Here is a 25,629-nt window from a genome sequence, read left to right on the forward strand (position 1 = left end):
TTTAGAATTAATACCACAACTAATATGGGACAGACAACATCAGAAACAGAAAGATTAGCCGTTGCTGACAATTACAGAAATTGGAAAAAATGGGGTCCCTATTTAGCCGAAAGACAATGGGGAACCGTTCGGGAAGATTATAGTGAGCACGGAGAAGCATGGGAATTTATAGACCATGACAAAGCAAGAAGCAATGCCTACCGCTGGGGAGAAGAAGGGATTGCAGGTTTTTGTGATTCCAGAGAAATTGTATGTCTGGCAGCTGCTTTTTGGAACGGAAAAGATCCTATCTTAAAAGAACGTTTATTTGGTTTAACCAATAATCAGGGAAATCATGGTGAAGATGTGAAAGAACTCTATTTCCATCAAATTTCTACTCCCACTCACACCTACAATAAATACCTGTATAAATACCCACAAAACGAATTCCCTTACACTGATTTGGTTCACAAAAATCAACGGAGTCGTGAAGAACCGGAATTTGAAATTTTAGACAGCAACAGCTTTGACAACAATGCCTATTTTGATTGTTATATCGAATATGCCAAAGCCGGAACCGACGACATCCTGATGAAAGTGACCGTGGTGAACAGAGGAAATGAAACAGCCAAAATTCATGTGCTGCCTCATTACTGGTTTCGTAATTTCTGGAAACACAACGACCGCCACCCGAGACCAAATATGGAATCGGTTTCTGAAAACATAGTGCTTTCTAAAAGCAGCCGTATTGAAGATTATTATTTATATCATGAAGACGGAAAGCAGTTATTTTGTGAAAACGAAACCAATAACGAACGCATTTACAATTTCTCTAATGAATATAAATACGTCAAAGACGGCATCAACAATCATGTTATCCATGGAGAAGCAACAGTAAATCCGGAGAAGTTTGGTACTAAAGTGGCTATATGGCATGAATTAGAATTAAAAGCCGGCGAAGAAAAAAGCATCAAAATCCGTTTAAGTCATCTGCTATTAGAAAATCCCTGGGCTGATTTTGACAATTTGTTTGACCAACGGAAAACAGAATGCGAAACCTTTTACAACGAAACTATAAGCGAAAAAATCCCCGAAGCGCATCGTGCTATCGCCAAAAGTGCTTTTTCAGGTTTGTTATGGACCAAGCAGTTTTATTATAACGATGTTTACAAATGGCTTTTTGGCGGTCTAAAGGAAGACCCACCTCATCGTTCGAATATGCGAAATTATTCCTGGCAACATCTTACCAATCGTCATGTGATTTCGATGCCCGACAAATGGGAATACCCTTGGTATGCCGCCTGGGACTTGGCTTTTCACATGGCTTCTTTTGTAGAAATTGACCCTTATTTTGCCAAGCAGCAATTACTGCTCGTTTTACAGGAAAGCTACATGCATCCTAACGGACAAATTCCGGCTTACGAATGGAATTTTAGTGATGTCAATCCTCCCGTGCATTCCTGGGCAGTGTGGACGGTTTACGATAAAGACAAAAACAAAACCGGAAAAGCAGATACTGATTTTCTGGAAACTGCTTTTCAAAAATTACTCATCAACTTTACCTGGTGGGTGAACCAAAAAGACACCAGCGGAACCGATTTGTTCGAAGGAGGATTTTTAGGCCTGGATAACATCGGAGTTTTTGACCGCAATCACATGCCCGAAGGAATTAAAAAAATGCAACAGGCCGACGCTACCAGCTGGATGGCGATGTTTTCGCTGAATATGCTTCGCATGTCACTGGAACTGGCTAAAACGAATAAAATTTACGAAGATGTCTCGGCTAAATTTTTCAGACACTTTTTAAATATTGCCTGGGCGATGCATCATATCGGGAAAAAAGATATTTCGCTTTGGGATGACGAAGACAATTTTTACTATGACGTAGTGGAAATGGCAAATGGCAAAACCGAGCGCCTAAAAGTACGCTCTCTGGTGGGAGTAATTCCACTGTTTGCGGTCGAAATCATGAACAAAGAACTCTTCGATCAATTGCAGGATTTTAGAAAAAGAGCTAACGAAATTATTAGAACGCGCCCTGATCTGGCTTCTTTGATTTCGAATTTAGAAAAGGCCAATGCTGATGGAAATTTCCTGTTTTCGATTATGCGCGGATTCCGACTCGAACATCTTTTAATTCGATTATTAGACGAAAATGAATTCCTGTCGGATTACGGAATACGTTCCCTGTCTAAATTCCACAAGGATCATCCATTTGTTTTTGAACATCATGGACGTCACCAGATTCAATACGAGCCCGGAGAAAGCCGTTCGAATATGTTTGGCGGAAATTCTAACTGGCGTGGCCCTATCTGGATGCCGTTGAATTATATGATTATTCAGTCGTTGCGTAAATATTATACTTTTTATGGACCAACGTACATCTATGAATTCCCAACGGGTTCAGGAGTTAAAATGAATTTAAAAGAAATTGCCAACGAACTAACCAAACGTTTAATCAAACTGTTTGAACGCAATAGTGATGACAAATTCCAATACCATTCGGACGACCACGAAATGCATTTTGCCAAAGACGAACATTTCAGAAACGAACATCTGTTCTATGAGTTTTTTGATGGCGATACCGGAAAAGGGCTTGGCGCTTCCCACCAAACCGGATGGACGGCATTGATTGCTAATTTGATTTTGGAACTGGAAGAAAACAGTTAAAATTTAAAAAAAATTATATTAAAATCCCGTCTTGTTTTTTTGGAAAATGAGATGGGGTTTTATATTTTGGAGCAGAAGATTGGTGTATTCAATTACCATATTTCCTGCCATTCGCTGTATCTTGTAGTGGCTTAAAGTAAGCCACTACAAGGATGCCGCTACTGTCATGGCTAGTAAGAAAATTCGGTTTTTTTAAAAAAATTTATTATATTTAAAGAATAAAACTTTACAAAAAACCAAATATCAATAAGTTATAATTTATTTTTAAAATTGAGAAAACATAAGAAAATATATTATTCAGCAGGATTAATTAGTATAATAATGCTTCCTATTATGTGTATTATATACCTGAAAAGTATAGATGCATTTACCTCCCATGGGGCATTAAGTTTATATGTTTGGAATGGAAAAGATTTTAAAGAACAAACTACACAATTTTTAAACTCGAGAAAGTTCAAAGCTATAAATTTAACGGGGGATTTAGAGTCTGATACCGAAAAATTGAAAATTGCTCAAAAAAATGTAAAACAAATAATCTCAACAAAAGATTCAATAAAAGGAATAAAATTTCATTTTGAAAAAAAAGCCCAATATTGGTCTTATATCAAGGTTATTGATATTTTAAATATTGAAAAAACTCCAACTTTCCTAGTGTATAAAAATGACATCTGGTTCGCAAATCCAAAAATACCGAAACCTGATAAAAACATTCAATATCTTGAGATAAAACCAATAATTTGTATTTCAGGAAGGTTACAAAATGAATATCTTGAAAGAGTACAAAATGAATATCTCGAAAAAAATAAATATAAAATTTTTTACCAAAGAGTAATAGAATTTTCTAAAAAATATTATTTGCCAATTACAGCTTACTTCCTTATGTTTTTTTTTACTTTTAAAAGAATTAAAAATAAAAAAATGTATTAACCTATATTTGACCACCTAATCATTATAACCAATAATCTTGAACATTCTATTCCGTACCTACGGCACCCCAACTGGTGCTCGATTACATCGAGTACCTACTTCAATTAAAAGAAAAATCGTAGCGTTTGTAACGCGGGTAACTAAAACAGAAATAACTTAAAATAGTTACCTCTGTTTTTTTTATTGTAGTTTCTTAAAGCAAACATTTAATTATGTTAGAGAATAGTTCCCGCGTTAAAAACGCTTTGTTTGCTGCTCAAAAATAATTTTGATACTCGATGCAATCGAGCACCAGAATCGCGGGTTACTATACTTTATAAATCTACATTGTAAATTAAATATTCAGTACCTACGGCACTCAAAAAATGCACCGTCAATTGTGGATGGATTAGAATCCATCCCTATAAAATATGTCGAGCCTACGGCTCTTAGATAGCGTGGTATACAACGTATTGAATTTCTAAACCAGATTTTTACAAAAAGTTCCGTAGGAACGCCCCATATTGTAGCCCCTAAATTTATTTCGGGGAAATAGGACAATATCATTAATTAACGAATAGTAAATGAACCACCCCGCCCGCTGGGCACCCCTACAGAGGGGAAAATCACGCAACTTCCCCTCCTCTGGAGGGGTGCCTGTAAGGCGGGGTGGCTTTTCTTTGTTAAATGCTTACTCTTTTTAAAAATTAATTATTACGTTAATAAAAATAGGACGATACCAAAGGATTAATAAATAATGGATTAAACCTTCGTGATTCTATGTGTTCCCTTAGTGTGACCTTGTGAAATAAAAGCTTTTTCGATAAAAACCGATAATTCCACTACGCCCTAGCCCCGATAGAAATGGAAATCCTTATTGTTTTTCCTTTAAAAACAATAAGATTGAAATGTATAGCGGGATTGAGCTCCTAATTGAATGGATTGGGTTTACTGCTTTGAAAAAATGAATTATATTTGTGTCATAGAAACAGGATTATTTTAATCAATATTGATACACCAATGAGGCATACTAAAGTTAAAGACTTACTTAGCAGCACTACTACGCTTCATGAAGTAAATGCTAAAGGCTGGGTTAGAACTTTTAGAAACAATCAGTTTATTGCTTTGAATGACGGTTCGACCATCAATAACATCCAGTGTGTGGTGGATTTTGAAAATATCCCTGAGGAAACCTTAAAAAGAATCACTACCGGGGCTGCGGTTTCGGTTACAGGAACTTTAGCAGAAAGCAAAGGTGCAGGACAGAAATATGAAATCCAGGTTTCTCAGTTGGAAATCTTAGGAGATTCAGACCCGGAGAAATTCCCGATGCAACCTAAGAAACATTCTTTGGAATTTTTACGTGAAAATGCGCATTTGCGTGTCAGAACGAATACTTTTGGGGCAATTATGCGCGTGCGTTCGGTATTATCATTTGCGGTACATAGCTATTTCCAACAAAAAGGGTTTGTGTATGTGAATACACCAATTATTACCGGAGCTGATGCTGAAGGTGCCGGCGAAATGTTTCAGGTGACTTCATTACCAATTGAGAATTTACCAAAAAATGAAGAAGGAAAAATTGATTACAAAAAAGACTTCTTTGGAAAACATACTAATTTAACGGTTTCAGGGCAGCTGGAAGGCGAAACTTTTGCCATGGCTCTGGGACAGATTTATACTTTTGGACCAACGTTCAGAGCCGAAAACTCGAATACTTCGCGCCATTTGGCTGAATTCTGGATGATTGAACCAGAAGTAGCTTTCAATGATCTGGATGCCAATATGGATTTGGCCGAAGATTTTATCCAATACGTGATCAAATACGCCATGGACAAATGTCCTGACGATTTGAAGTTCTTAGAAAGTCGCTTATTAGAAGAAGAAAAATCGAAACCACAGGCCGAAAGAAGCGAAATGAGTTTGCTGGAGAAATTGAATTTCGTTTTGGAAAACAATTTCAAACGCGTATCTTACACAGAGGCGATTGACATTTTGAGAGATTCGACTCCAAACAAAAAGAAAAAATTTCAATATATCATTAACGAATGGGGCGCCGACTTACAATCGGAACACGAGCGTTATCTGGTGGAAAAACATTTTAAATGTCCGGTAATCCTGTTTGATTATCCGGCTAAAATAAAAGCGTTTTACATGCGTTTAAACGAAGACGGAAAAACCGTTCGCGCGATGGACATCCTTTTTCCGGGAATTGGAGAAATCGTAGGAGGTTCGCAAAGAGAGGAACGTTTTGATGTTTTGGTCGAAAAAATGAAAGTCTTAGGCATCGATGAAGAGGAATTATGGTGGTATCTGGATACCCGAAGATTTGGTAGCGCGGTTCACTCCGGTTTTGGACTCGGTTTTGAAAGATTAGTGCTTTTTGTAACCGGAATGACCAATATTCGTGACGTAATCCCGTTTCCAAGAACACCTGGAAATGCTGAATTTTAATCGAAGTTGCTTCGTAACTAAGACACTAAGCAGCTAAGTTTTAAACTAGATATTTTATTAATTTTATTTCATAAAAAACGAGAAAACTAAGCCACTTAGAACCTTAGCAACTCAGAAACTATAAAAATGCTAAAGCAATTCTTAAATTTAAAATTATCACAGAAATTATCTCCACAGCAAATTCAGCTGATGAAGTTAATTCAATTGCCTACGCAAGCCTTTGAACAGCGTCTTTTAGAAGAGATGAATGAAAATCCGGCATTGGAATCCGGAAAAGAAGAGGAGGAATATGAAAAAGACGAATATGAAAACGATGAATATGATGATTACGATGACTCTGAAAGTATAGATGCCGATGACATCAATATAGACGAGTACCTGAGTGATGATGATACTCCTGACTATAAAACGCAGGCAAATAATTACAGTGATGATGACGAAACACGTGACTCCCCACTGGCTGCTCCTATTAGTTTTCATCAGGATTTAATCAACCAACTCAATACGTTTATCCTAGACGATCACGAAAGAGAAATTGCTGAATTTCTGGTGGGAAGTATTGACGATATGGGCTACATTCGACGCAGTATCCCGGATATGGTAGACGATATGGCTTTTACCCAAGCCATCTATACCGATGAAAACATGGTAGAACGCATGCTGCAGGTCATTCACCAGTTAGAACCTTCAGGTGTGGGTGCCAGAGACTTACAGGAATGTCTTTTATTGCAATTAAAGCACAAAACACCGACAGATTCGGTTGAATTGGCTTCGGACATTATTGAAAATCAGTTTGATGCTTTTACTAAAAAACATTACGACAAACTGATTCAGAAATACAATATTTCGAATGAACAACTTAAAAAAGCCATTCACGAAATCGAAAAATTAAACCCTAAACCGGGTGGAGGTTTTACAGGAAATAACAAAGTCACTGAAAATGTAGTTCCTGATTTTGCCATCAGAATTATTGACAACGAACTCGAATTAACCTTAAACGGCAGAAATGCACCTTCGTTGCACGTTTCAAAGGATTATCAGGAAATGATGCAAACCTATAAGGATTCCAGAGATAAATCAAATTCTCAAAAAGAGGCGGTTCAGTTTATCAAACAAAAACTGGATTCAGCCAAATGGTTTATCGATGCTATCAAACAACGTCAGGAAACCTTGTTTGTAACCATGAATGCCATTATGCATTATCAGGAAGACTATTTCTTAGATGGCGATGAAACCAAGCTAAAACCGATGATTCTAAAGGACATTGCCGATATTGTAGGACTCGATATTTCGACCGTTTCCCGTGTGGCTAACAGTAAATATGTAGAAACTCCTTATGGAACTAAACTGATAAAAGAATTTTTCTCAGAAGCCATGAAAAACGATCAGGGAGAAGATGTTTCGACCTTGGAAATCAAAAAAATATTGCAAAATATAATTGAAGAAGAAGACAAGAAAAAACCACTTCCGGACGATCAGTTAGCCGAATTATTAAAAGAAAGAGGTTATCCTATTGCCCGGAGAACTATCGCTAAATACAGAGAGCAACTGGATATTCCCGTAGCCAGAATGCGTAAAAAGATATAAAAACACAACGAAAAAGGCTGTTTCAAAATTCATGAAACAGCCTTTCTTTTATTATAAAAATTTAACTCTATTCTTTTTTCTTACCATCTATAATAGCACCTGTACCGGCACCAACACCAGCACCTGCTAAACCACCAATAATAGCACCTTCACCTTTTTTCTTACTGATTATTGCTCCCGTAGCAGCACCTACACCAGCACCAATAACAGCACCTTTAGCAGTACTACTCCATTTTTTTCTTTCTGCCGGAGTCTGAGCTGCCTGTGGCGTTGTGTTATTAATCACCGTCACCTCTTTTTCTTTGGCCGCTTTTTCAGCTTCTTGTTTAGCCATTTCTATCTTCATGGAGTCAATGGTTTTTTGTCTGACCATTTCCATTTTCATTGAATCAATACTTGCTTGTTTATCGTCTAAAACACCAGCTGAATCTGCTTTTTTACAAGAAACAATCATCAAAGAAGCTACCATTACATAAATAAATTTCATGACCTAGATTTTTTAAAAATTAATTACTTACAAAGATACGAATAGCTATAACGCAGCTATTATAAGATTTATTTAATTTATTATATAATTTAATCCTAACTGTCTATTCTTCCTGACTTTTTTGCATAGCCTCAAAGTAAGCAGCCCGGCTTAAAGGCTCGTATTCCTCTGTTTCACCTAACATCACTAATTTATCATTAGCCGTTTTTCTAAAACTGTAGTGAGCTAAATTTCCGGTTCTGGTACATACCGCATGAACTTTGGTTACATATTCAGCAGTTGCCATCAAACCGGGCATAGGGCCAAAGGGATTTCCTTTAAAATCCATATCTAATCCTGCTACTATCACGCGAATTCCCTGATTTGCCAGATTATTACAAACCGTAATAATTTCATCATCAAAAAACTGAGCCTCATCAATTCCTATTACGTCACAGCCCTGAGCCAGAATAGCAATATTAGCAGCTGCCGGAACCGGTGTGGACCTGATTTCATTATAATCGTGAGAAACAACCCTGTCCTGATGGTAACGGGTATCTATTTCCGGTTTGAAAATTTCTATTTTTTGTTTCGCAAACTGGGCTCTTTTTAACCGGCGAATTAATTCTTCTGTTTTACCCGAAAACATGGAACCGCAAATTACTTCAATCCAACCAAATTGCTCTTTATGATTTACTGTATTTTCGAGAAACATTTTGTATTTTTCTAACTTAAAAAATGAATAGTTTTTATTACTTTGTAAACGTATTAATCGGCTTAAGATTTTATACTTTTACACTTTCTCAAAAGTAGAAAATTTTTAGCAATTTGAGAGTTTGTATCTGCTTTATTAAAAAGCATTTATTCAAATTTTTCTTTGTACAAACAAAAGTCATTCGCCAAAATACATACTATAATTTAACTATTATGAAAAAAAGATTAGAAGCTGATTTAATCAGCATCGCTCACAGAATTTTACAAATTAAAGATAAATCAGATGTTAATCAATTGTATTTGGAAACCCAAAAACTATATGAAAAACTATCTGTTTTAAAATTTGTAGAAGAAAACTACAGCGATGCGAAACCTACCATTGGCAACTATAGCGAAATTGAAAAAGAAGTAGAAGGCTTTTATAACAAAGAAGCTTCCCTTCCGGTGGAAACGCAAATAGAGATGAATGAAAGCAATCTGTATCCAAATACTCAGACTGAAGAAGCAGTTGCTGAAAATGAAGAAGAAATAACGGAACCTGAAACAAGTATTGAAGAAGAAGTTACCGATGAAGAAATAGTAGCAGAGGAAGAGGAAAATGTGGATGATGAGGATGAAGATGACGAATTAGTTACTGTGGAAGAAACTGAAACGGAAGACAACACTATTGAATTTCATGAATCAGAACCTGAAATGGATGAAGAGGACGAAACTGATGAAGAGGAAAAATTTACCGCTGCATTTGAATTAACAGAAGAAGCCGAAGATCAACAAAAAGACGAACAAGAAGAAGTTAAAAAACCGGAAACGGTACAAATTTCATTTGAAGACTTATTGGGTTTAAATTATAACGAACCGGAATTTGTAAAAGTAGATGATGTGGCTGTTCCCGCTGAAGAAGTATTTTTTGAACCTGTTAAAACCACAGAAACTCCCGTACAGAAAGCAGTAGAAAACACTGAAAAATCAACTCCAAAACCAACCTCCTTAAACGATAAATTTTCAAAAGGAAAAGGAATAGATATTGATTTAAATGACCGTATTGCCTTTGTGAAACATCTTTTTGGTAACAGCAATGAAGATTATAACCGTGTCATGAACCAATTGATTACCTATGATAATTTTTACGAAACTAAAAGTTTTATAGATGAAATGGTAAAACCGGATTACAATAACTGGGAAGGGAAAGAAGAGTATGAAGAGCGTTTTATGGAAATTATTGAAAAAAAATTCCTTTAAAACATCCTAACAGCAACCTCTGTTTCAACTAATTTATGTCAAAATTATATATCGTTCCCACGCCCATAGGTAATCTTGAAGACATGACTTTCAGAGCTATCCGGATTCTGAAAGAAGCCGACTTGATTCTTGCCGAAGACACGCGTACCAGCGGAAAACTCCTGAAGCATTTTGAGATCAGTACTCACATGCACAGTCATCACATGCACAATGAGCATAAAACCATCGAAAATGTAATTACCCGACTAAAAGCCGGCGAGGACATTGCTCTGATTTCAGATGCGGGAACTCCGGCGATTTCAGATCCCGGTTTTCTGTTAACGCGTGCCTGTGTCGAAAACGGAATTGCCGTAGAATGTCTTCCGGGAGCAACTGCCTTTGTTCCGGCTTTGGTAAATAGCGGATTACCTAATGACAAATTTGTGTTCGAGGGTTTTCTGCCGGAGAAAAAAGGCCGTCAAACCCGATATTTAGAATTAGCCGAAGAAACCAGAACCATGATTATCTATGTTTCTCCACATAAATTAGTGAAGACTTTAGTCGAATTTGTGACTTATTTTGGCGAAGACCGACAAATATGTGTTTCCAGAGAACTTTCTAAAATGCACGAAGAAAACCGAAGAGGAACGGCTAAAGAAGTTTTAGACCACTTTGAAAAAACAGCACCGAGAGGCGAAATTGTAGTCGTGGTTGCGGGAAAAACCATTGTAAAAGAAGCCAAAAAGAATAAATTTTCGAAAGACGAAGAAAAAGAAGAATAAAAGTTCAGCCACTAAAAGGATTAACACAGATTAAAAATCCTTTAATACTTTTTTTAAATCTGTAGCAAAAAATAAAATTTAAAACCATGAGCATACAAGCCTTTTTAGAAAAACTAAAACAAACACCGGAAACCATTACCTTCCCTGAAACGATAGCAGTAATAGAAGAAAATTACAACTTTACTCCTACTGCTTTTCAAAATGGAAATACCCATAATGCAGCCGGAACTAATTCCGGTTCCTGTAAATTATTTGCTTTTGCCCAATTGCAAAACTTATCTCAAGCAGAAACATTAGCTTGTTTTGGTGCTTTTTACCGTGACGAAGTGTTAGGAGAACCGGAAGGAACCAATCATCAAAACATCAGAAACTTTATGATTCATGGCTGGGACGGAATCCAGTTTGAAGCTGAAGCTTTGACATCAAAATAAAATATATTTTAGATTTCAGAATGCAGCAATTAAAAGTTACATTCTGAAATCTAAAATCTAAAATCTAGAATCAAATGCGTTGGACTCTTAAACCCAAACCTTCGGAAGACAAAATCAGCCATTTGGCACAAGCCTTAAATGTAGCACCTTTTGTAGCCCAGTTATTAGTACAGCGCGGCATTGAAACTTTTGAAGAAGCCAGACATTTTTTTCGTCCTTCTTTAGATCATTTGCATAATCCTTATCTGATGAAAGATATGGATAAAGCAATTGAACGCATTGAAAATGCTATCGAAAACCACGAACGTATTTTAGTTTTTGGAGATTACGATGTTGATGGAACAACAGCTGTTTCGCTTGTTTCTTCTTATCTAAAAAGTTTTTATCCCAATGTTGCCACTTATATTCCGGATCGTTATGATGAAGGTTATGGCGTTTCCTTTAAAGGAATTGACTTCGCAGACGACAATGGTTTTTCATTGATTATCGCTCTGGATTGCGGTATTAAATCTATAGATCATGTAGCTTACGCAAAAGAGCGAAACATCGATTTCATCATTTGTGACCACCACAGACCCGGCGAAACTTTACCCGAAGCCGTTGCCGTACTGGACCCTAAAAGAGCCGATTGCAACTATCCGTATGACGAATTATGCGGCTGCGGAATTGGGTTTAAACTCATTCAGGCATTGGGCATGAACAGAGAGCAGACTATTGAAGATCTGGCTCCATATCTTGATTTAGTAGCTACTGCCATTGCTGCTGACATTGTGCCCATGACAGGTGAGAACAGAGTGCTCGCTTATTTTGGTTTGCAGGTGATTAACAACAATCCAAGACCGGGAATTAAAGCTTTAATTCACCAAATCAAAAAACAAACCCTGGATATTACTGATGTGGTTTTTATTGTTGCCCCCAGAATTAATGCAGCCGGACGTATCAAACACGGTAATCATGCTGTGGAATTATTATCCGAATTTGATTTTGAACAGGCACAGCAATTTGCTTCGGAAATTGAGCAATACAATGCCGACCGGAAAGATCTGGACAAGCACATTACTAAAGAAGCTTTTCAACAAATTGAACTCAATCAGGAACAGCAGCGTTTTACAACCGTTGTTTTTCAGGAAAACTGGCATAAAGGTGTTATAGGAATAGTAGCCTCCAGATTAATAGAGACTTACTATCGTCCGACTTTAGTTTTTACTAAAAGTGGCGATAAATATGCTGCTTCAGCGCGTTCTGTAAAAGGTTTTGATGTGTATAATGCACTGGAAGCCTGTTCAGAACATCTGGAACAATTTGGCGGACACATGTATGCTGCCGGAATGACCCTGAAAGCTGAAAATTATGCCGCTTTTAAAGAAGCTTTTGAAAAACAAGTACAAAAAACCATTCATCCCGACCAGCTTATTCCTGAAATAGAAATTGATGCCGAAATTAATTTTTCGGACATCACACCAAAACTTACACGGATTTTAAAACAATTCGAACCTTTTGGCCCGATGAATATGACACCTGTTTTTTTGACTAAAAACGTAATAGATACCGGTTATGCCAAAAAACTGGGCGCAGCAGATGAACACCTGAAATTATTTGTAAAACAAAATGCAGCAGCCGAAGGTATTGCCGCTATCGGCTTTGGTTTAGGGAATAAAATAGATTTAACTACGAATCAAAAAACATTTCAAATTGCCTATTGCATCGATGAAAATGAATGGAATGGGCAAATTTCGACTCAGTTACGATTAAAAAGCATTCAATAATGAATTCAAAAAAAATAAAGAAAGATCCTTATGCGGCCTTGCGGTACAAAGAATTCAATACTTTTTTATTTCTTCGCTTTGCTATGGTTTTTGCCTGGTCCATGCAATTTATAGTAATTGAATGGGAAGTCTACAGCATTACTAAAGATGCACTTTCTCTGGGAATAATAGGTTTAATGGAAGTCATTCCTGCCGTTTCATTAGCCCTGTTTGCAGGTCACATTGTAGATCAAAAAGAGAAAAAAGGATTGCTGATGAAATGTATTTTTGGTTTTTCAGTGATTAGTTTTGGATTATTTTTACTGACATGGCCAACCGTAGTTGAAGGCTATTCACAACAAATCATTTTGTACGCCATTTACTTCCTGGTATTTCTGGGTGGATTAGTAAGAGCATTTTTAGGTCCCACAATATTTTCACTACTCTCCCTTATTGTGCCTAAAAAAATCTATCCCAATGCGGCCACCTGGAGCAGTACGGTTTGGCAAATTGCTGCAGTGGTAGGTCCAGCAGTCGCCGGATTTTCAATTACTTTAATGGGTGTTCACTGGTCTTTATGTTTGGTTTTTGCCTGTTCTGTAATGGCTTTACTCGCTTTGTCGCAAATAAGCGAAAAGCCCATTTTAAACCCAAAAATTGGAGAACCTGTCATGCAAAGTTTAGCGGAAGGGATCAAATTTGTTTTTAACAACAAAACGGTTTTAGGAGCTATTACATTAGATATGGTTGCGGTACTTTTTGGTGGTGCAGTAGCACTGTTACCCATTTTTGCACAGGATATTTTAAAAGTGGGACCGGAAGGGTTTGGTTTTTTAAGAGCTGCACCTGCAGTAGGTGCTTTTCTCACCATGCTAATTACGGCATATGTGCCTCTGAGCAAAAATGCGGGAATGAAATTGCTGGCTGCTATTTTTGGCTTCGGAGTCTGTATTATCATTTTTGGACTTTCTACCCTGTTTTGGGTATCCCTTTTTGCTTTATTTTTCAGTGGCGTTTTTGATGGGATTTCGGTTGTTATTCGTCAGACAATATTACAGATTAAAACGCCTGATAATATGCGGGGAAGAGTTTCGGCTGTTAATTCCATGTTTGTTGGCTCATCCAATGAATTAGGCGCTTTTGAAAGCGGACTAACAGCCCGGCTGATGGGGACAGTAACAGCAGTAGTTTTTGGCGGAAGCATGACCTTATTAGTGGTTCTGACTACGGGAATAATCTCTCCCACTTTTAGAAAATTAGATTTAACAAAAGACATTGAAGAACACGAAAAAGAAGATTAAAAAAAAACTATTTTTTCTTAAAATTCAGATAAATATTTATCAAATACAAAGCTTAATCTATAAATTGGTTTAAATATTCTATTTAAATTGTATTTTAACCCTATATTAAACCAATACAAGATGAGTTTTAAAACCTATATAAATACACTAAGACGAAAAATTACGCGTGGGTTAACTAAAAATATAGGGAATAATAAATGGACTGAAAATTCAAATTCCAAAATTGAGTTTAAACAAATTCTAATATCCCGTCCCAATCACCGTTTAGGAAATTTATTAATGATAACACCGCTTGTTCAGGAAATCAATACTGTTTTTCCTGATTGCAAAATTGATTTATTTGTAAAAGGAGGATTAGCCCCAGTAATTTTTAAAAATTATTCTTCTGTACAGGACTATATCATTTTACCACGAAAACCTTTTAAAGAACTTATTAGATATTGTATGGTGTGGTACAAAATCAAACGCAAAAAGTATGATTTAGTAATCAACATTGACCAGGGTTCCTCTTCGGGACGATTATCAACTCAGTTTGCAAATGCTAATTTCAAATCTTTTGGGGAATTAAATGATGACATCGTTCAGCAATATCCCGATTATACACATATGGCTAAATATCCTGTTTATGAATTTAGGTATTATTTAGAAAAGTTTGGGTTACCAACCCGCAAAAGTGAAGTTCCTACAATCAACATGAAACTTAGCAATCAGGAAGTTGAAAATGCAAAATTAATTTTAAACAGAATTGTTCCTGACAATAAAAAAACAATTGCCATTTTTACATTCGCAACAGGAGCTAAATGTTATTGTGTCGACTGGTGGGACACTTTTTATGAAAAACTAAAAGCTGCTTTCCCCGATTATAATATCGTTGAAATATTACCTGTAGAAAATGTTTCACAAATTAACTTCAAAGCTCCTTCTTTTTACAGTAAAGATGTTCGTGAAATAGCTGCTTTCATAGCAAATACCTCCCTCTTTATTGGTGCCGATAGTGGCATTATGCATTTGGCCTGTGCCTCTCAAACAACTGTTTTAGGTCTTTTTCATATAACAAATCCTGAAAAATACAAGCCTTATGGCAACAATAGCCTAGCTATTGACACTAAGACAACTCATGCAGATGCAATAATTACACTTATTAAAACACGCCTGACTTAGTCTTACTTTATTTTTTTGTTTTTATTTAGAATTATTATAAATAATAATTATATTTGTTTCATACAATCAGTTATTATGGAACAAATAGAACAAATATATTTAAACAGCCTAGGAATTGCTTTTTACTGGGAAAAAAAAGAAGGTGCTATTCCTAACAGAATTCAATTAATATTTAAAGAAATAGGTTTGTTTTTTACCGTTTCTGAACTAAAAGATTTTAATTATCTGATTGACGAAAGTATTGCAAAAAACACGTGCTGTGAGAACTGTAATCTGAATTCCACCTGCCGGTATTTATTAAAAACCCCTTTATATCCATTGGATTTATCCGTATCTATGAATGAATTAAAGGATATTAAAGACTTAGTGAATGGAACACTATTCCGTATTCAGATGGATGAATATCTTAATAGTGAAGGGAGAAATTAATTTTCGAAAGTTTTCAATTCAAAATTTTCTCCGTCAAAAACACCATAAGTAAAATATGAAATCCAGTCACCCAGATTAACATACTGCGCATTTTCACCTACGGGATAAATCATCGGTAAATGGCGATGACCAAAAACCAGGTAATTATAATGTTTGGTTTCCAGTTTTCGTTTGGCATAAAGAATCAACCATTCTTTATCCTCTCCAAGAAATTTCACATCGGATTCTCCGGAAATCAATTTATTTTTTACAGAAAGATATTGTGCTAAACGCACTCCAATATCGGGATGAAGCCATCTGAAAAACCATTTAGAAAACGGATTCGTAAATACTTTTTTCATGCGTTTATAGCCTAAATCTCCTGGACCTTTTCCATCACCGTGGCCTATAAGAAAGGTTTTCCCGTTAAAAGTAAATTCCTGATTATCATGATAAACCGGAATATTTAATTCTTTTTCGAAATAGTCATCCATCCATAAATCATGATTACCAACGAAAAAATATATTGGAATTCCGCTGTCACGAATTTCGGCCAGTTTACCTAAAACACGCACAAACCCTTTAGGAACAACGGTTTTATATTCAAACCAAAAATCAAATAAATCGCCTAAAAGGAAAATAGCTTCGGCATCTTTTTTCACTTCATCGAGCCAGGCTACAAATTTCTGTTCTCTGGGAAAACTTAATTCGGCTGTTGGCGCTCCAAAATGCTGGTCAGAAGCAAAATAAACTTTTTTCATTTGGATGAGTTATGGATTATGGGGTATGAGTTGTGAGTTATAGCTATGTGTGTAACCCTTAACTTCTAGCTCTTAACGTACAACTTATTTAAAGATTATCACTTGCAAACCATTCGGCAAAAGAAGATTCTGTTTCCTGTAATTTTAAAGAAAACAATGTAATTCCATCAGGCAGTCTTCGGACAATTCTTTTGGCAAAATCGACAACCATATTTTCACTTGTAGGCTGATAGTCAACTAAAATTACATGATGACCACGATTTTTTAATTCTTGTGCCAATTCCACATGAGGGGTTGTTTCGTTAAAAACAGTAGCATGATCAAACTGATCTACAATTTCTTCTTTGACAATTTTTTTTAAATCCGAAAAGTCAATTACCATTCCGAACTTCACATCATTTCTGTCAGTAATAGGTTTACCAATAACGGTGACCGATAATTTATAGCTATGACCATGTACGTTTTTACATTTTCCGTCATAACCATATAACGCATGACCTGTTTCGAAACTAAATTGTTTTGTAATTCGGATATTACTCATTGTAAATTATTTTGACTGCAAATTTAAGGAATTGATATGAGAAATGACCTGAAAATTGCTTCTTTGAGATTTCACGGCATTCTAGCCCTGATGGTAGCGGCATCCTTTTTATTTTGTCCTTCGACAGTTTCACTAGGACAAAATAAAAAGATATAGCGGACAGCAGGAATAGCTTCTAAAAAAAAATAATCTTATTTTTTAAATTCTGCCAGTGCTTTTCGGGTAAAATCAGATAATACTAATTGCCCGGTAATTGCCGCTCTTTCCAACAAAAGTGATTCCCAGTTCTCTGTACCATCCCAAATTACTTTCTTCATTTCAAATAAAGCTTCCGAATTATAAGAAGCCAATTTAGAACTAAAATCAGCAACAGCGGTATCCAGTAATTCCGGAGTATCAAAAACTTCAGCATACAATCCTTTTTGTTGTGCCCAGGCTGCTGATTTCCATTCATGAGCTGCCAGAGTCATTTCGGTCATGGCGGTTTTCCCGATTTTTCTGCTCACGGCAGGTTCAATAACAAATGGACCAATTCCGATAGCGAGTTCGGATAGTTTTACAGAAGCAGTTGCAGTTGCAAAAACATAATCGCAGGCTGCTGCAATACCTACTCCACCGCCAACGGTCTTACCATGAACACGCCCGATAATTAGTTTTGAACAGCTGCGCATGGCATTAATTAAATAAGCAAAACCTGAAAAAAATTCAAGTCCTTCTTCCTGATTGGTAACTGCCAAGAGTTCCTCAAAAGAAGCTCCGGCACAAAAAGCCGCTGTACCCTTACTCTTTAAAACGATGACATTGACAGCTTCATTAACACTCAAATTATTTATTTCAGAGCTTAGTGAATCCAATAAAACCCGAGGGAACGAATTACTTGCCGGATGTCCAAATTCAACTGTGGCAACTTTATTGTCGATGGTCGTAATTAATGAGCCCGAAGAACTGTGTATAGTCATGGAATAGTTTTTAGGTAAAGTTAAAAATATTCAACAAAATGAATAGTTTTTTCAAAAGTTGTTTTTTGAATCTGATAAAATACTATATTTGCCCCTCAATTGGGGGATTAGCTCATTTGGCTAAAACGTCCCGATAGCCTCGGGAAGGTGACCTATCGTTAGAATAAAATTGGGGGATTAGCTCATTTGGCTAGAGCGCTTGCCTGGCAGGCAAGAGGTGACCGGTTCGAATCCGGTATTCTCCACAAAAAAAGTCTTAAACAGCAATTGTTTAAGACTTTTTTTATTGATACTATTTGCTTGAGGTTATTTCTCCTCACAATCAATTTTTGAAAATTTATATTTTACATTTTCAAAATCTATGGGTTCTCCTTTTACAAAATAAGAAGCTCCCATAGAAGTTTCTATTTTTCCGTTACCTAAAACAAGTTCATCTCCTTTTTTAAGAAAAGCCATTGGATTTTTATAGGTTATTTTTTCATTTCCTTCATTAATAAAAGTGTAGCTTACAAATAAAGTATCACCATGAAACTCTCCTGAAAATTCTCCCATTTTGTGAGGCAATAAATCCAGCTTCATGGTCATATCTCCGGAGACTTTGCCACTTTCCAAAGTATTTACTTTTAAATCTATTGTGTCCTTATCATAAAAAGCCTTATAACATGCTGTATTCACCACCATGTCAGCCTCTATTTTAGCTTTCTCAGCCTCCTTTTGTTCTTGGTTGTTTTTACAGCTTTCGATAGCGAAACAAAGGAATAACAAACAAAAAATACCTGATTTTTTCATATAACTATATTTTAAAATGGTTTTATACTACCACTAATTTACAACTAATGGAGTATTAAAGGCTAATTTATCATAATTTTTATAGAACAAAAAGTCTTTACTATATTTTATCACTTTTCAAAAATACAATTTTATAACCTGATGTTTTTTTGTTTTCCGTCGTAGTCAACGATCTTATCATAATTTTTCCCCGTCGGTATTCCTGTTCCTTTTTCCTTAGTTACAAGTACAATGTTAAAGGTTCTGTTTTTTAGCATACCGTTGAAACTACCACTTCTTTTTCCAATCGTTAAAGTTTGAGTTTTATTATTCCATTTAAAAATTATTGTAGAATAAGCTCCTTTTTCATAATTGTAATTATCATTTTCATCTTCATATAAAGTAAACTCCCCATCGGCTCCGGGATAAATCCGGATTTCTAAATTATCCCATTTTTTTTCCGTTGCATACTGCACTTTGGGTCCAAAAGGAATAATACTACCTGATTTAATGTATAATGGAATCTCATCAATTGTTGTAGCTTTGGTTATTTCCTGTCCCCCTTTAAAAGCCTCGTTTGTCCAGAAATCGAACCAGGATGTTCCTTCCGGCAAATACACTTTTGTTGATTTGGCCTGACCAAAAGTAGCCGCCTGGATTTTAGCAACATCAGTATCCTCATTTTTATTCCAACCCGTTTCTTCGTTTGATTTAACAATGGTCTCAGGTGTATATTGTGCATGAACAACAGGTGCAACTAATATTGATTTACCAAATAGATATTCATTGTTCATGTTAACTACCTTCTTATCATCGAAGTCCATTACTAAAGCACGCATCATTGTCGATTGATTTTTTGTAATATCCCATGAAGCGGAATAAATGTAAGGTAACAGTGAATAACGCAAATCAATTGTTTTAGCAATCGCATCATAAATTGTCTCCCCTTTTTTTCCGAAATTGTATATTTCTCTTGGGATATCAGTACCATGCGAACGCATCATAGGAGTAAATGCACCAAACTGCATCCAGCGCACATACAATTCCTGAAAGGATGGATTCTTAGTACCGTCACCCCATCCTTTTTTGTAAGCACCAGCAAAGAAACCTCCAATATCTGTATTCCAATACGGAATAGCACTCATAGAAAAGTTTAGACCAGCAGGAATCTGATTGCGTAAGGATTGCCAGGACGAATTCACATCACCCGACCAGGTATTAGCACCATAACGCTGTTGTCCTGCAAAAGCAGAACGGGTAAGAATAAAAATTCGCTTATCTGAACTTTCTGCACGTTGGTGTTCAGAAACTCCTCCTACAGCCATCAAAGGAAAAGCATTTCGCACCTTTCGGAATGAACCTAAATAGGTAGGAATATCAAAATCCGAAGGTTTAAAATCCATATGATCCGGTTCTGATGAATCGATCCACCAACCATCAATACCTACAGAAAAAAGACCTTTACTCAGGTATTTCCAATAAATGTTACGAGCTTCAGGATTATACGGATCATAGGGCTGAACACCTGATGGATAGTCCCGATTAGGCGGCCAGGTTTCCAGTCCGGATTGCGGCCAGGTACCAAAATTTAAAAGCATTCCCTTCGGTTGCATTTCCCGGAATTGTTTGGTTTGTGGTCCAAAAGAATTCCAGATAGAAATAATTACATGCGCATTCATGTTGTGAATATCATCCACCATTTTCTTTGGGTTAGGAAATTCAGTATTAAGAAATTCCATCGCATTCCATAAATAATTATTGCCCCAATATTGCCAATCCTGAATAATTCCGTCCAGTGGCACTCCTAATTCGCGGTATTTGCTCACAACACCTACCAATTCATCCTGGCTCTTATAGCGCTCCTTACTTTGCCAATAGCCAAAGGTCCATAAAGGAAACATAGGCGCTTGTCCGGTAAGTTCACGCATACCCGCAATAGCACCATCAATATTTCCACCAATCATAAAGTAATAATCGATACAATCCCCTACTTCCGACTTAAATGATGTAACTTCGGGTTTATCTTCAAAAACAGTTGGCGAATAATTATCCCAAAACAATCCGTATCCTTTAGTAGAAACTAAAAAAGGAACATAGTCATCAACATTCCCTTGTACCATATTGATTTTAGCATTACGAAGTGATAACTGACCACGTTGTTGTTGCCCCAAACCATAAATAGCTTCGTCTTTATCTAATTCAAAATTTTGATTGATGCTATACGTTTTAGAGCCTGCATCATTAAAATCAGTAAAGCTTGCTCCTGATGCTGCCTCATTTAAAAGAGATGCTCCGGCAAGAGTATTAAAGGACATCTTACCTGATTTCAAATCTAAATCCACTTTCATTTTATCGCTTTTTAACGAAACGATATCTCCATTTTGTTGCATTGTGAATTTTGTGCTTTCTGGTTTTTTCGTAACAGATAAACTCTCTTTTTTGAAAGCAACTCCTTCGGGTGATTTTAAAACACGAACAATTGTTGGACTGTAAAATTGGACTTCTACATCGAGTGCCTGAATTTTTGTTTTTATCCCCAAAGCTGTTTTTTGAAAACTTTGAGCTACTAAAGACGAAAAAGAAAACATCGCAAGCAATAACATATACTTGGAGTTTCTACTCAGAAATGCATTTTTCATTTGGTTTATTTTTTTAGTTAATCAATAAAGAACCAAAGCTAAATCTATTCACTTAAAAGCATAGGTACGATATGTTGTTTTCATGGGTACATTTCGTTGTTTATTCCTTTATAGTAACTCATTATCAGTATTTTTTTCACTTTGGGCATACTTTGAAGGACTGACTCCAAAAGCTTCTTTGAAATATTTACTGAAATATTTTTGCGTATTAAAACCTACTTTTTCGGATACCTCAGCTACGGAATAGTGTCCCTGAATTAATAGTTGAGCGGCTCGTTTTAATCGAATGGAACGAATGAATTCCGAAGGAGCCAGTCCTGTAATAGATTGCAGTTTTTTGTACAATACCGTTCGATCCATTCCCAGATCCTGACTGAATTCCTGAACAGAATAAGATGCATTATCCATGTTTTTTTCCATACAGCTAAGTGCCTTTTCAATTAACTGTTCATCAAGTGATGTTATGGTAATCTCTTTCGGGTTTACTGCTAATTTTTGAGAAAAAGCAGCTTGACGAAGATTCTTCTGCGCAATTAATTTCTCTATTCGAAGCAACAAAATATCGAGATTAAAGGGTTTTGACAAGTATTCATCGGCTCCTGCCTGATAGCCTGTAATTTTGAGTTCTTCTGAGGAACGGGCAGTTAATAATATTACGGGAATATGTGAAGTTTGCACATTAGATTTTATGCTTTCGCATAATTCAAATCCACTTACTTTTGGCATCATTACATCGCTTATAATTAAATCGGGAGATTTAGACAATGCCAAATCCACTCCTACTTCACCATCTGAAGCTTCAAAAACTTCGTAGGTATTCGCTAACTCATTCACCAGAAAAGACCTTAAATCCTCATTATCTTCCACTACCAAAATTTTCTCTTTTTTTACATCTGTCAGCAAACTTTGACTCTCCGTTAAAAACTGTGAATCTTTATTTTTTATTTCCAAATCTGTTTGTAACGGAACAAGATGAGTTGGAATTGTAATTGTAAATACTGTTTTTATATTAGGTTCACTCGTTACGATAATTTCTCCCGAATGCATCTCAACATATTCTTTCACCAAATGCAATCCAATCCCGCTTCCACCCTGAGTTCTCGAAGCCTGATAAAAACGGTTGAATACATTTGGTAAATCATTTTCTGAAATTCCCGAACCCGAATCAATGATTTCTAAATAAACAGCATCTGCCTTTTTTTGTGAAATCCGAACCATTATAGCTCCTTCTTTTGCAGTAAATTTGAAGGAATTGGACAGTAAATTACTGATTACCTTATACAATTTATCTTTATCAAAATACAGGAACAGCTCTGTTATTTCAGATTGTATCGAAAAATCGATTTGTTTTTCTTCAGCCAATTTACCAAACAAATCTTCGAACTGCATTACAAAATCTACTACATCCCCAAAAGTCAGATTCAGCTTTTCACCCGAAATTTCCAAGCGTCTAAAATCCAATAACTGATTGACCAAATGCTGTAAATGTAACGCATGACGGTGCACTAATTTGATTCTTGATTCAATAGCAGTTTCTTTTATTTCTTTCAAAACAGATTCCAGCGGGCTAATAATCAACGTAAGCGGTGTACGGAATTCATGACTGACATTAGTAAAAAAACTAAATTTCATTTCATTCAGTTTTTCTTCATTCTTTCGCATTAATTGCTGATTGGTCCATTTTTTATAATAAGACAACGATAAATAAAGCAACAGTAAAACACCTGCCAGATACAAAATATAAGCGATTGGTGTTTTCCAAAAAGGTGGGTTTACAACAATCTTGATTTCGGCATACTCTTTCGACCATTCTCTGTTATTGCTGACCGCTTTTACTTTCAAAATGTAAGTTCCGGGAGCCAAATTAGTATAAGAAGCAGTTCCGGTACCATTTTGAGCCACTATTTCACGCCAGTTTTCATCAACGCCTTCCAAGCGATAGCGGTAATACGTTTGCGTGGGATTGACATAATTCAATGCCGAAAAGGCAACACTTATAAAGTTCTGATTGTAGTTTAAGGCTATAGTTTTAGTTGTAGCAATTGTATTTTTCAATATAACATTGCCATCATAGGATTCCCCTGTTTTTACATGGGTTCCAAAAAGCATCAAACCCGTAAACAAAGGCTTTTGTAATTGTTTAGACGACCAGGGCTTCTGTAAATCGATGCTGTTAAAACCATTTACACCGCCCATATACAACTGTCCGTTATCCGAAGTAAAAATTGCCGAAGTGGTAAATTCATTTTCAATCACACCATCCAAATGATTAAAATTTGCCATCGAAAAACGAAGTTGCTTTTCTTTGTTATCCACTGCAATCCGGGAAACTCCTCCCGCAGTAGTAACCCAGATTAATCCTTTTTTGTCTTCTGTAATTCCTTTAATGCTGTTATTAATTAAGCCGTCATCTGTAAAAAGTGTATGTAATTCGGCTTTTGGTGGCTGCCAGACACTTAACCCATCCTGAGTTCCAATCCATATAATCCCACGACTGTCTTTGAAAACAGCGGTGTAATGTTGGTTTTCATTCTTCAAAAGTACTTTCAGAGGTTGGCTGATCTTATTATTTTTATAATTATAAACAAATAATCCAGCATCACTTCTTCCTAAAAAAGATTGTTTGTCAAAAGCAATCAGCTGAGAAACAGAACCTAATTCTTTCCCTTTTAATTTCAGCTGTAACAGTTGGAAAAAACCACTTACAGGATTATAATCAGCTAATCCTTCTGCTGTTGCTGCTAAAAACTGCCCATCCGGTTTTTCAACCATGTAACGACAATTTTTACCTAGTTTATCAATACGTTGTATCTGATTGTTTTGTAAGCAATACACTCCTTTATTTCTGGTACAAATCCAAATCCTGTTTTGGAAATCTTTAGTCATCGAAAGACAATCTGCATCGGCTGGGAATCCCGAAAAAACAGAAAGTTTTAAAGTTTCAGGTAAATAGGTGTACAATCCGTTTTTGGTTCCAACCAAGATCGTATTCTCTGCCGTTTGCTCAAAGCAGCTGACATCAATATCTTTTGATTGCTTTCCAAAAAAAGTTTTACCTACATTCTTAAATTTGAATCGCTCAGGATGATAATATAATAGTCCATGATTGAATGTACCAATCCAGAGTCCGCCCTGTGAATCGTTATACAACGTACTGGCTTCAGTATTTACTTCAGTTCCGTCAACCAATCGGAATGACGGAATAAAATGTTTTTCTTTCAAATTTTTGTCAATAAACCACAATCCGATGGCGCAACTCACCCATAAGTTTCCTTTGTTATCCAATGAAATAGTATTGAGCCAATAATCGGTTTCGAGTATTTTAGTGTGTGTTCGTTTTTTAATATCGTAAACCAGCATAATGCCTGTTGACCCATTTCGGATTTGGTACAATGCGTTGTCTGACTGTACCACCATCAGCGTATTATTATACTTTAATTGTTCCTGATTTGATAACGAATTGGTTTTGTACAACTCTTTAGCCGTATTCAAATCATAACAAACAATTAATCCGTTTTTATAAAAAAGAAAGAGTTGTTGCCGGATAACAGCTACATCATACAGTTGGTCTTTGACTCCATTTCGGGCAGAAACATTTTTAAGAAAAACTGAAATCTTTCCGTTTTTAGCATTTCGAAATAACAACTTATCGGAAGAAGTAAGCACCCAATAATTCTTAGAAGTATCGACAAAAAAATCAGCTATGGGTTCCCGAATTCCCAATTTAGATAAAACACTATCGGGTTTGGTCACAAAATGTTCCTGTTTAATGTCAATACACATCAGCTTTCCTTTGTCTTTTATCCAGACATACTCTTTATCCACATATCCGTGATGAAATCCTGAATAACCAGTTAATCGGGAAATGTTATTGCCTTTTAAATGCAAATATTTAAAGGAAGTTCCGTCATAAATATTGGTAACACCTTCGGTAGTAACAACCATTCGTCCGTCGTGAAGCTGAAGAATAGATCGAACCCTATTCTCCGATAGCCCGTTTTTAGAATCGATAGCTGTAAATACGAAAGATTGTTGCGCATTTAGAAATACACAAAAACACAAGAACAGCATTGGTAAAATTCGCCGAAAATGAATACTCATAATTATTATTTGGAATTCTAATATGGAATTACTTCTGA

Annotated in this window: 19 protein-coding genes and 1 tRNA gene; 12 read left to right on the forward strand and 8 right to left on the reverse strand. The window is 36.1% G+C overall.

What is annotated here, in order from left to right; genetic code table 11:
* The first annotated feature begins 24 nt into the window (after nucleotides 1-24).
* The 4 genes from ABS764_RS03060 to rpoN all read left to right on the forward strand — a co-directional run bounded on the left by ABS764_RS03060 (nucleotide 25) and on the right by rpoN (nucleotide 7,596).
* Entirely contained in the window at nucleotides 25-2,649 is a 2,625-nt protein-coding gene (locus ABS764_RS03060) for an MGH1-like glycoside hydrolase domain-containing protein (RefSeq protein WP_408079858.1), read from the forward strand.
* A gap of 270 nt (nucleotides 2,650-2,919) precedes the next feature.
* The gene (locus ABS764_RS03065) at nucleotides 2,920-3,576 is read left to right on the forward strand and encodes a hypothetical protein (RefSeq protein WP_408079860.1); all 657 of its coding nucleotides are present in this window, start codon (nucleotides 2,920-2,922) and stop codon (nucleotides 3,574-3,576) included.
* 999 nt (nucleotides 3,577-4,575) lie between these two features.
* Nucleotides 4,576-6,009, forward strand: coding sequence for an asparagine--tRNA ligase (gene asnS, locus ABS764_RS03070; protein ID WP_408079862.1), 1,434 nt, complete (start codon nucleotides 4,576-4,578; stop codon nucleotides 6,007-6,009).
* Between the two features lie 126 nt (nucleotides 6,010-6,135).
* The gene (gene rpoN, locus ABS764_RS03075) at nucleotides 6,136-7,596 is read left to right on the forward strand and encodes an RNA polymerase factor sigma-54 (protein ID WP_408079864.1); all 1,461 of its coding nucleotides are present in this window, start codon (nucleotides 6,136-6,138) and stop codon (nucleotides 7,594-7,596) included.
* 67 nt (nucleotides 7,597-7,663) lie between these two features.
* Here rpoN and ABS764_RS03080 read toward each other — a convergent pair whose 3' ends face one another.
* Nucleotides 7,664-8,083, reverse strand: coding sequence for a YMGG-like glycine zipper-containing protein (locus ABS764_RS03080; RefSeq protein WP_408079866.1), 420 nt, complete (start codon nucleotides 8,081-8,083; stop codon nucleotides 7,664-7,666).
* A 103-nt stretch (nucleotides 8,084-8,186) separates the two neighbouring features.
* The gene (locus ABS764_RS03085; protein WP_408079868.1) at nucleotides 8,187-8,777 is read right to left on the reverse strand and encodes a thymidine kinase; all 591 of its coding nucleotides are present in this window, start codon (nucleotides 8,775-8,777) and stop codon (nucleotides 8,187-8,189) included.
* 212 nt (nucleotides 8,778-8,989) lie between these two features.
* Between ABS764_RS03085 and ABS764_RS03090 the strand changes: the two genes are divergently transcribed.
* The 7 genes from ABS764_RS03090 to ABS764_RS03120 all read left to right on the forward strand — a co-directional run bounded on the left by ABS764_RS03090 (nucleotide 8,990) and on the right by ABS764_RS03120 (nucleotide 15,843).
* Complete coding sequence (locus ABS764_RS03090; protein WP_408079870.1) at nucleotides 8,990-10,015, forward strand: hypothetical protein; 1,026 nt, start codon at nucleotides 8,990-8,992, stop codon at nucleotides 10,013-10,015.
* A gap of 35 nt (nucleotides 10,016-10,050) precedes the next feature.
* Entirely contained in the window at nucleotides 10,051-10,776 is a 726-nt protein-coding gene (rsmI, locus tag ABS764_RS03095; RefSeq protein WP_408079872.1) for a 16S rRNA (cytidine(1402)-2'-O)-methyltransferase, read from the forward strand.
* 86 nt (nucleotides 10,777-10,862) lie between these two features.
* Nucleotides 10,863-11,207, forward strand: a complete 345-nt coding sequence (locus ABS764_RS03100) for a HopJ type III effector protein (RefSeq protein ID WP_408079874.1) — start codon at nucleotides 10,863-10,865, stop codon at nucleotides 11,205-11,207.
* A 74-nt stretch (nucleotides 11,208-11,281) separates the two neighbouring features.
* On the forward strand, nucleotides 11,282-12,973 hold the full coding sequence (recJ, locus tag ABS764_RS03105; RefSeq protein WP_408079876.1) for a single-stranded-DNA-specific exonuclease RecJ: 1,692 nt from the start codon (nucleotides 11,282-11,284) through the stop codon (nucleotides 12,971-12,973).
* On the forward strand, nucleotides 12,973-14,253 hold the full coding sequence (locus ABS764_RS03110) for an MFS transporter (RefSeq protein WP_408079878.1): 1,281 nt from the start codon (nucleotides 12,973-12,975) through the stop codon (nucleotides 14,251-14,253). The genes recJ and ABS764_RS03110 overlap by 1 nt, the downstream gene beginning before the upstream one ends.
* Nucleotides 14,254-14,373: 120 nt before the next feature.
* The gene (locus ABS764_RS03115) at nucleotides 14,374-15,414 is read left to right on the forward strand and encodes a glycosyltransferase family 9 protein (protein WP_408079880.1); all 1,041 of its coding nucleotides are present in this window, start codon (nucleotides 14,374-14,376) and stop codon (nucleotides 15,412-15,414) included.
* A 75-nt stretch (nucleotides 15,415-15,489) separates the two neighbouring features.
* The gene (locus ABS764_RS03120) at nucleotides 15,490-15,843 is read left to right on the forward strand and encodes a hypothetical protein (RefSeq protein ID WP_408079882.1); all 354 of its coding nucleotides are present in this window, start codon (nucleotides 15,490-15,492) and stop codon (nucleotides 15,841-15,843) included.
* On the opposite strand, the gene ABS764_RS03125 is transcribed toward ABS764_RS03120, so the two are convergent.
* From ABS764_RS03125 to ABS764_RS03135, 3 genes are all read right to left on the reverse strand, one after another.
* Nucleotides 15,840-16,583 carry a UDP-2,3-diacylglucosamine diphosphatase gene (locus tag ABS764_RS03125; RefSeq protein WP_408079884.1) on the reverse strand — a complete coding sequence of 248 codons (744 nt, stop codon included), beginning with the start codon at nucleotides 16,581-16,583 and terminating at the stop codon, nucleotides 15,840-15,842. The two genes, ABS764_RS03120 and ABS764_RS03125, sit on opposite strands and share 4 nt — an antisense overlap.
* Nucleotides 16,584-16,671: 88 nt before the next feature.
* Nucleotides 16,672-17,124, reverse strand: coding sequence for a 6-pyruvoyl trahydropterin synthase family protein (locus tag ABS764_RS03130; protein WP_408079886.1), 453 nt, complete (start codon nucleotides 17,122-17,124; stop codon nucleotides 16,672-16,674).
* Nucleotides 17,125-17,315: 191 nt separating this feature from the next.
* The gene (locus ABS764_RS03135) at nucleotides 17,316-18,083 is read right to left on the reverse strand and encodes an enoyl-CoA hydratase/isomerase family protein (RefSeq protein ID WP_408079888.1); all 768 of its coding nucleotides are present in this window, start codon (nucleotides 18,081-18,083) and stop codon (nucleotides 17,316-17,318) included.
* 171 nt (nucleotides 18,084-18,254) lie between these two features.
* Between ABS764_RS03135 and ABS764_RS03140 the strand changes: the two genes are divergently transcribed.
* Nucleotides 18,255-18,328: transfer RNA gene (locus tag ABS764_RS03140), tRNA-Ala, on the forward strand.
* A 61-nt stretch (nucleotides 18,329-18,389) separates the two neighbouring features.
* Here ABS764_RS03140 and ABS764_RS03145 read toward each other — a convergent pair.
* The 3 genes from ABS764_RS03145 to ABS764_RS03155 all read right to left on the reverse strand — a co-directional run bounded on the left by ABS764_RS03145 (nucleotide 18,390) and on the right by ABS764_RS03155 (nucleotide 25,591).
* A complete protein-coding gene (locus ABS764_RS03145; protein WP_408079890.1) occupies nucleotides 18,390-18,872 on the reverse strand; it encodes a hypothetical protein in 483 nt (160 codons plus the stop codon).
* A 131-nt stretch (nucleotides 18,873-19,003) separates the two neighbouring features.
* Nucleotides 19,004-21,490, reverse strand: a complete 2,487-nt coding sequence (locus tag ABS764_RS03150) for a glycoside hydrolase family 31 protein (RefSeq protein ID WP_408079892.1) — start codon at nucleotides 21,488-21,490, stop codon at nucleotides 19,004-19,006.
* A gap of 108 nt (nucleotides 21,491-21,598) precedes the next feature.
* The gene (locus ABS764_RS03155; protein ID WP_408079894.1) at nucleotides 21,599-25,591 is read right to left on the reverse strand and encodes an ATP-binding protein; all 3,993 of its coding nucleotides are present in this window, start codon (nucleotides 25,589-25,591) and stop codon (nucleotides 21,599-21,601) included.
* Between the last annotated feature and the right edge of the window lie 38 nt (nucleotides 25,592-25,629).

Source organism: Flavobacterium plantiphilum (genome assembly GCF_046000495.1).
Lineage (GTDB): Bacteria > Bacteroidota > Bacteroidia > Flavobacteriales > Flavobacteriaceae > Flavobacterium > Flavobacterium plantiphilum.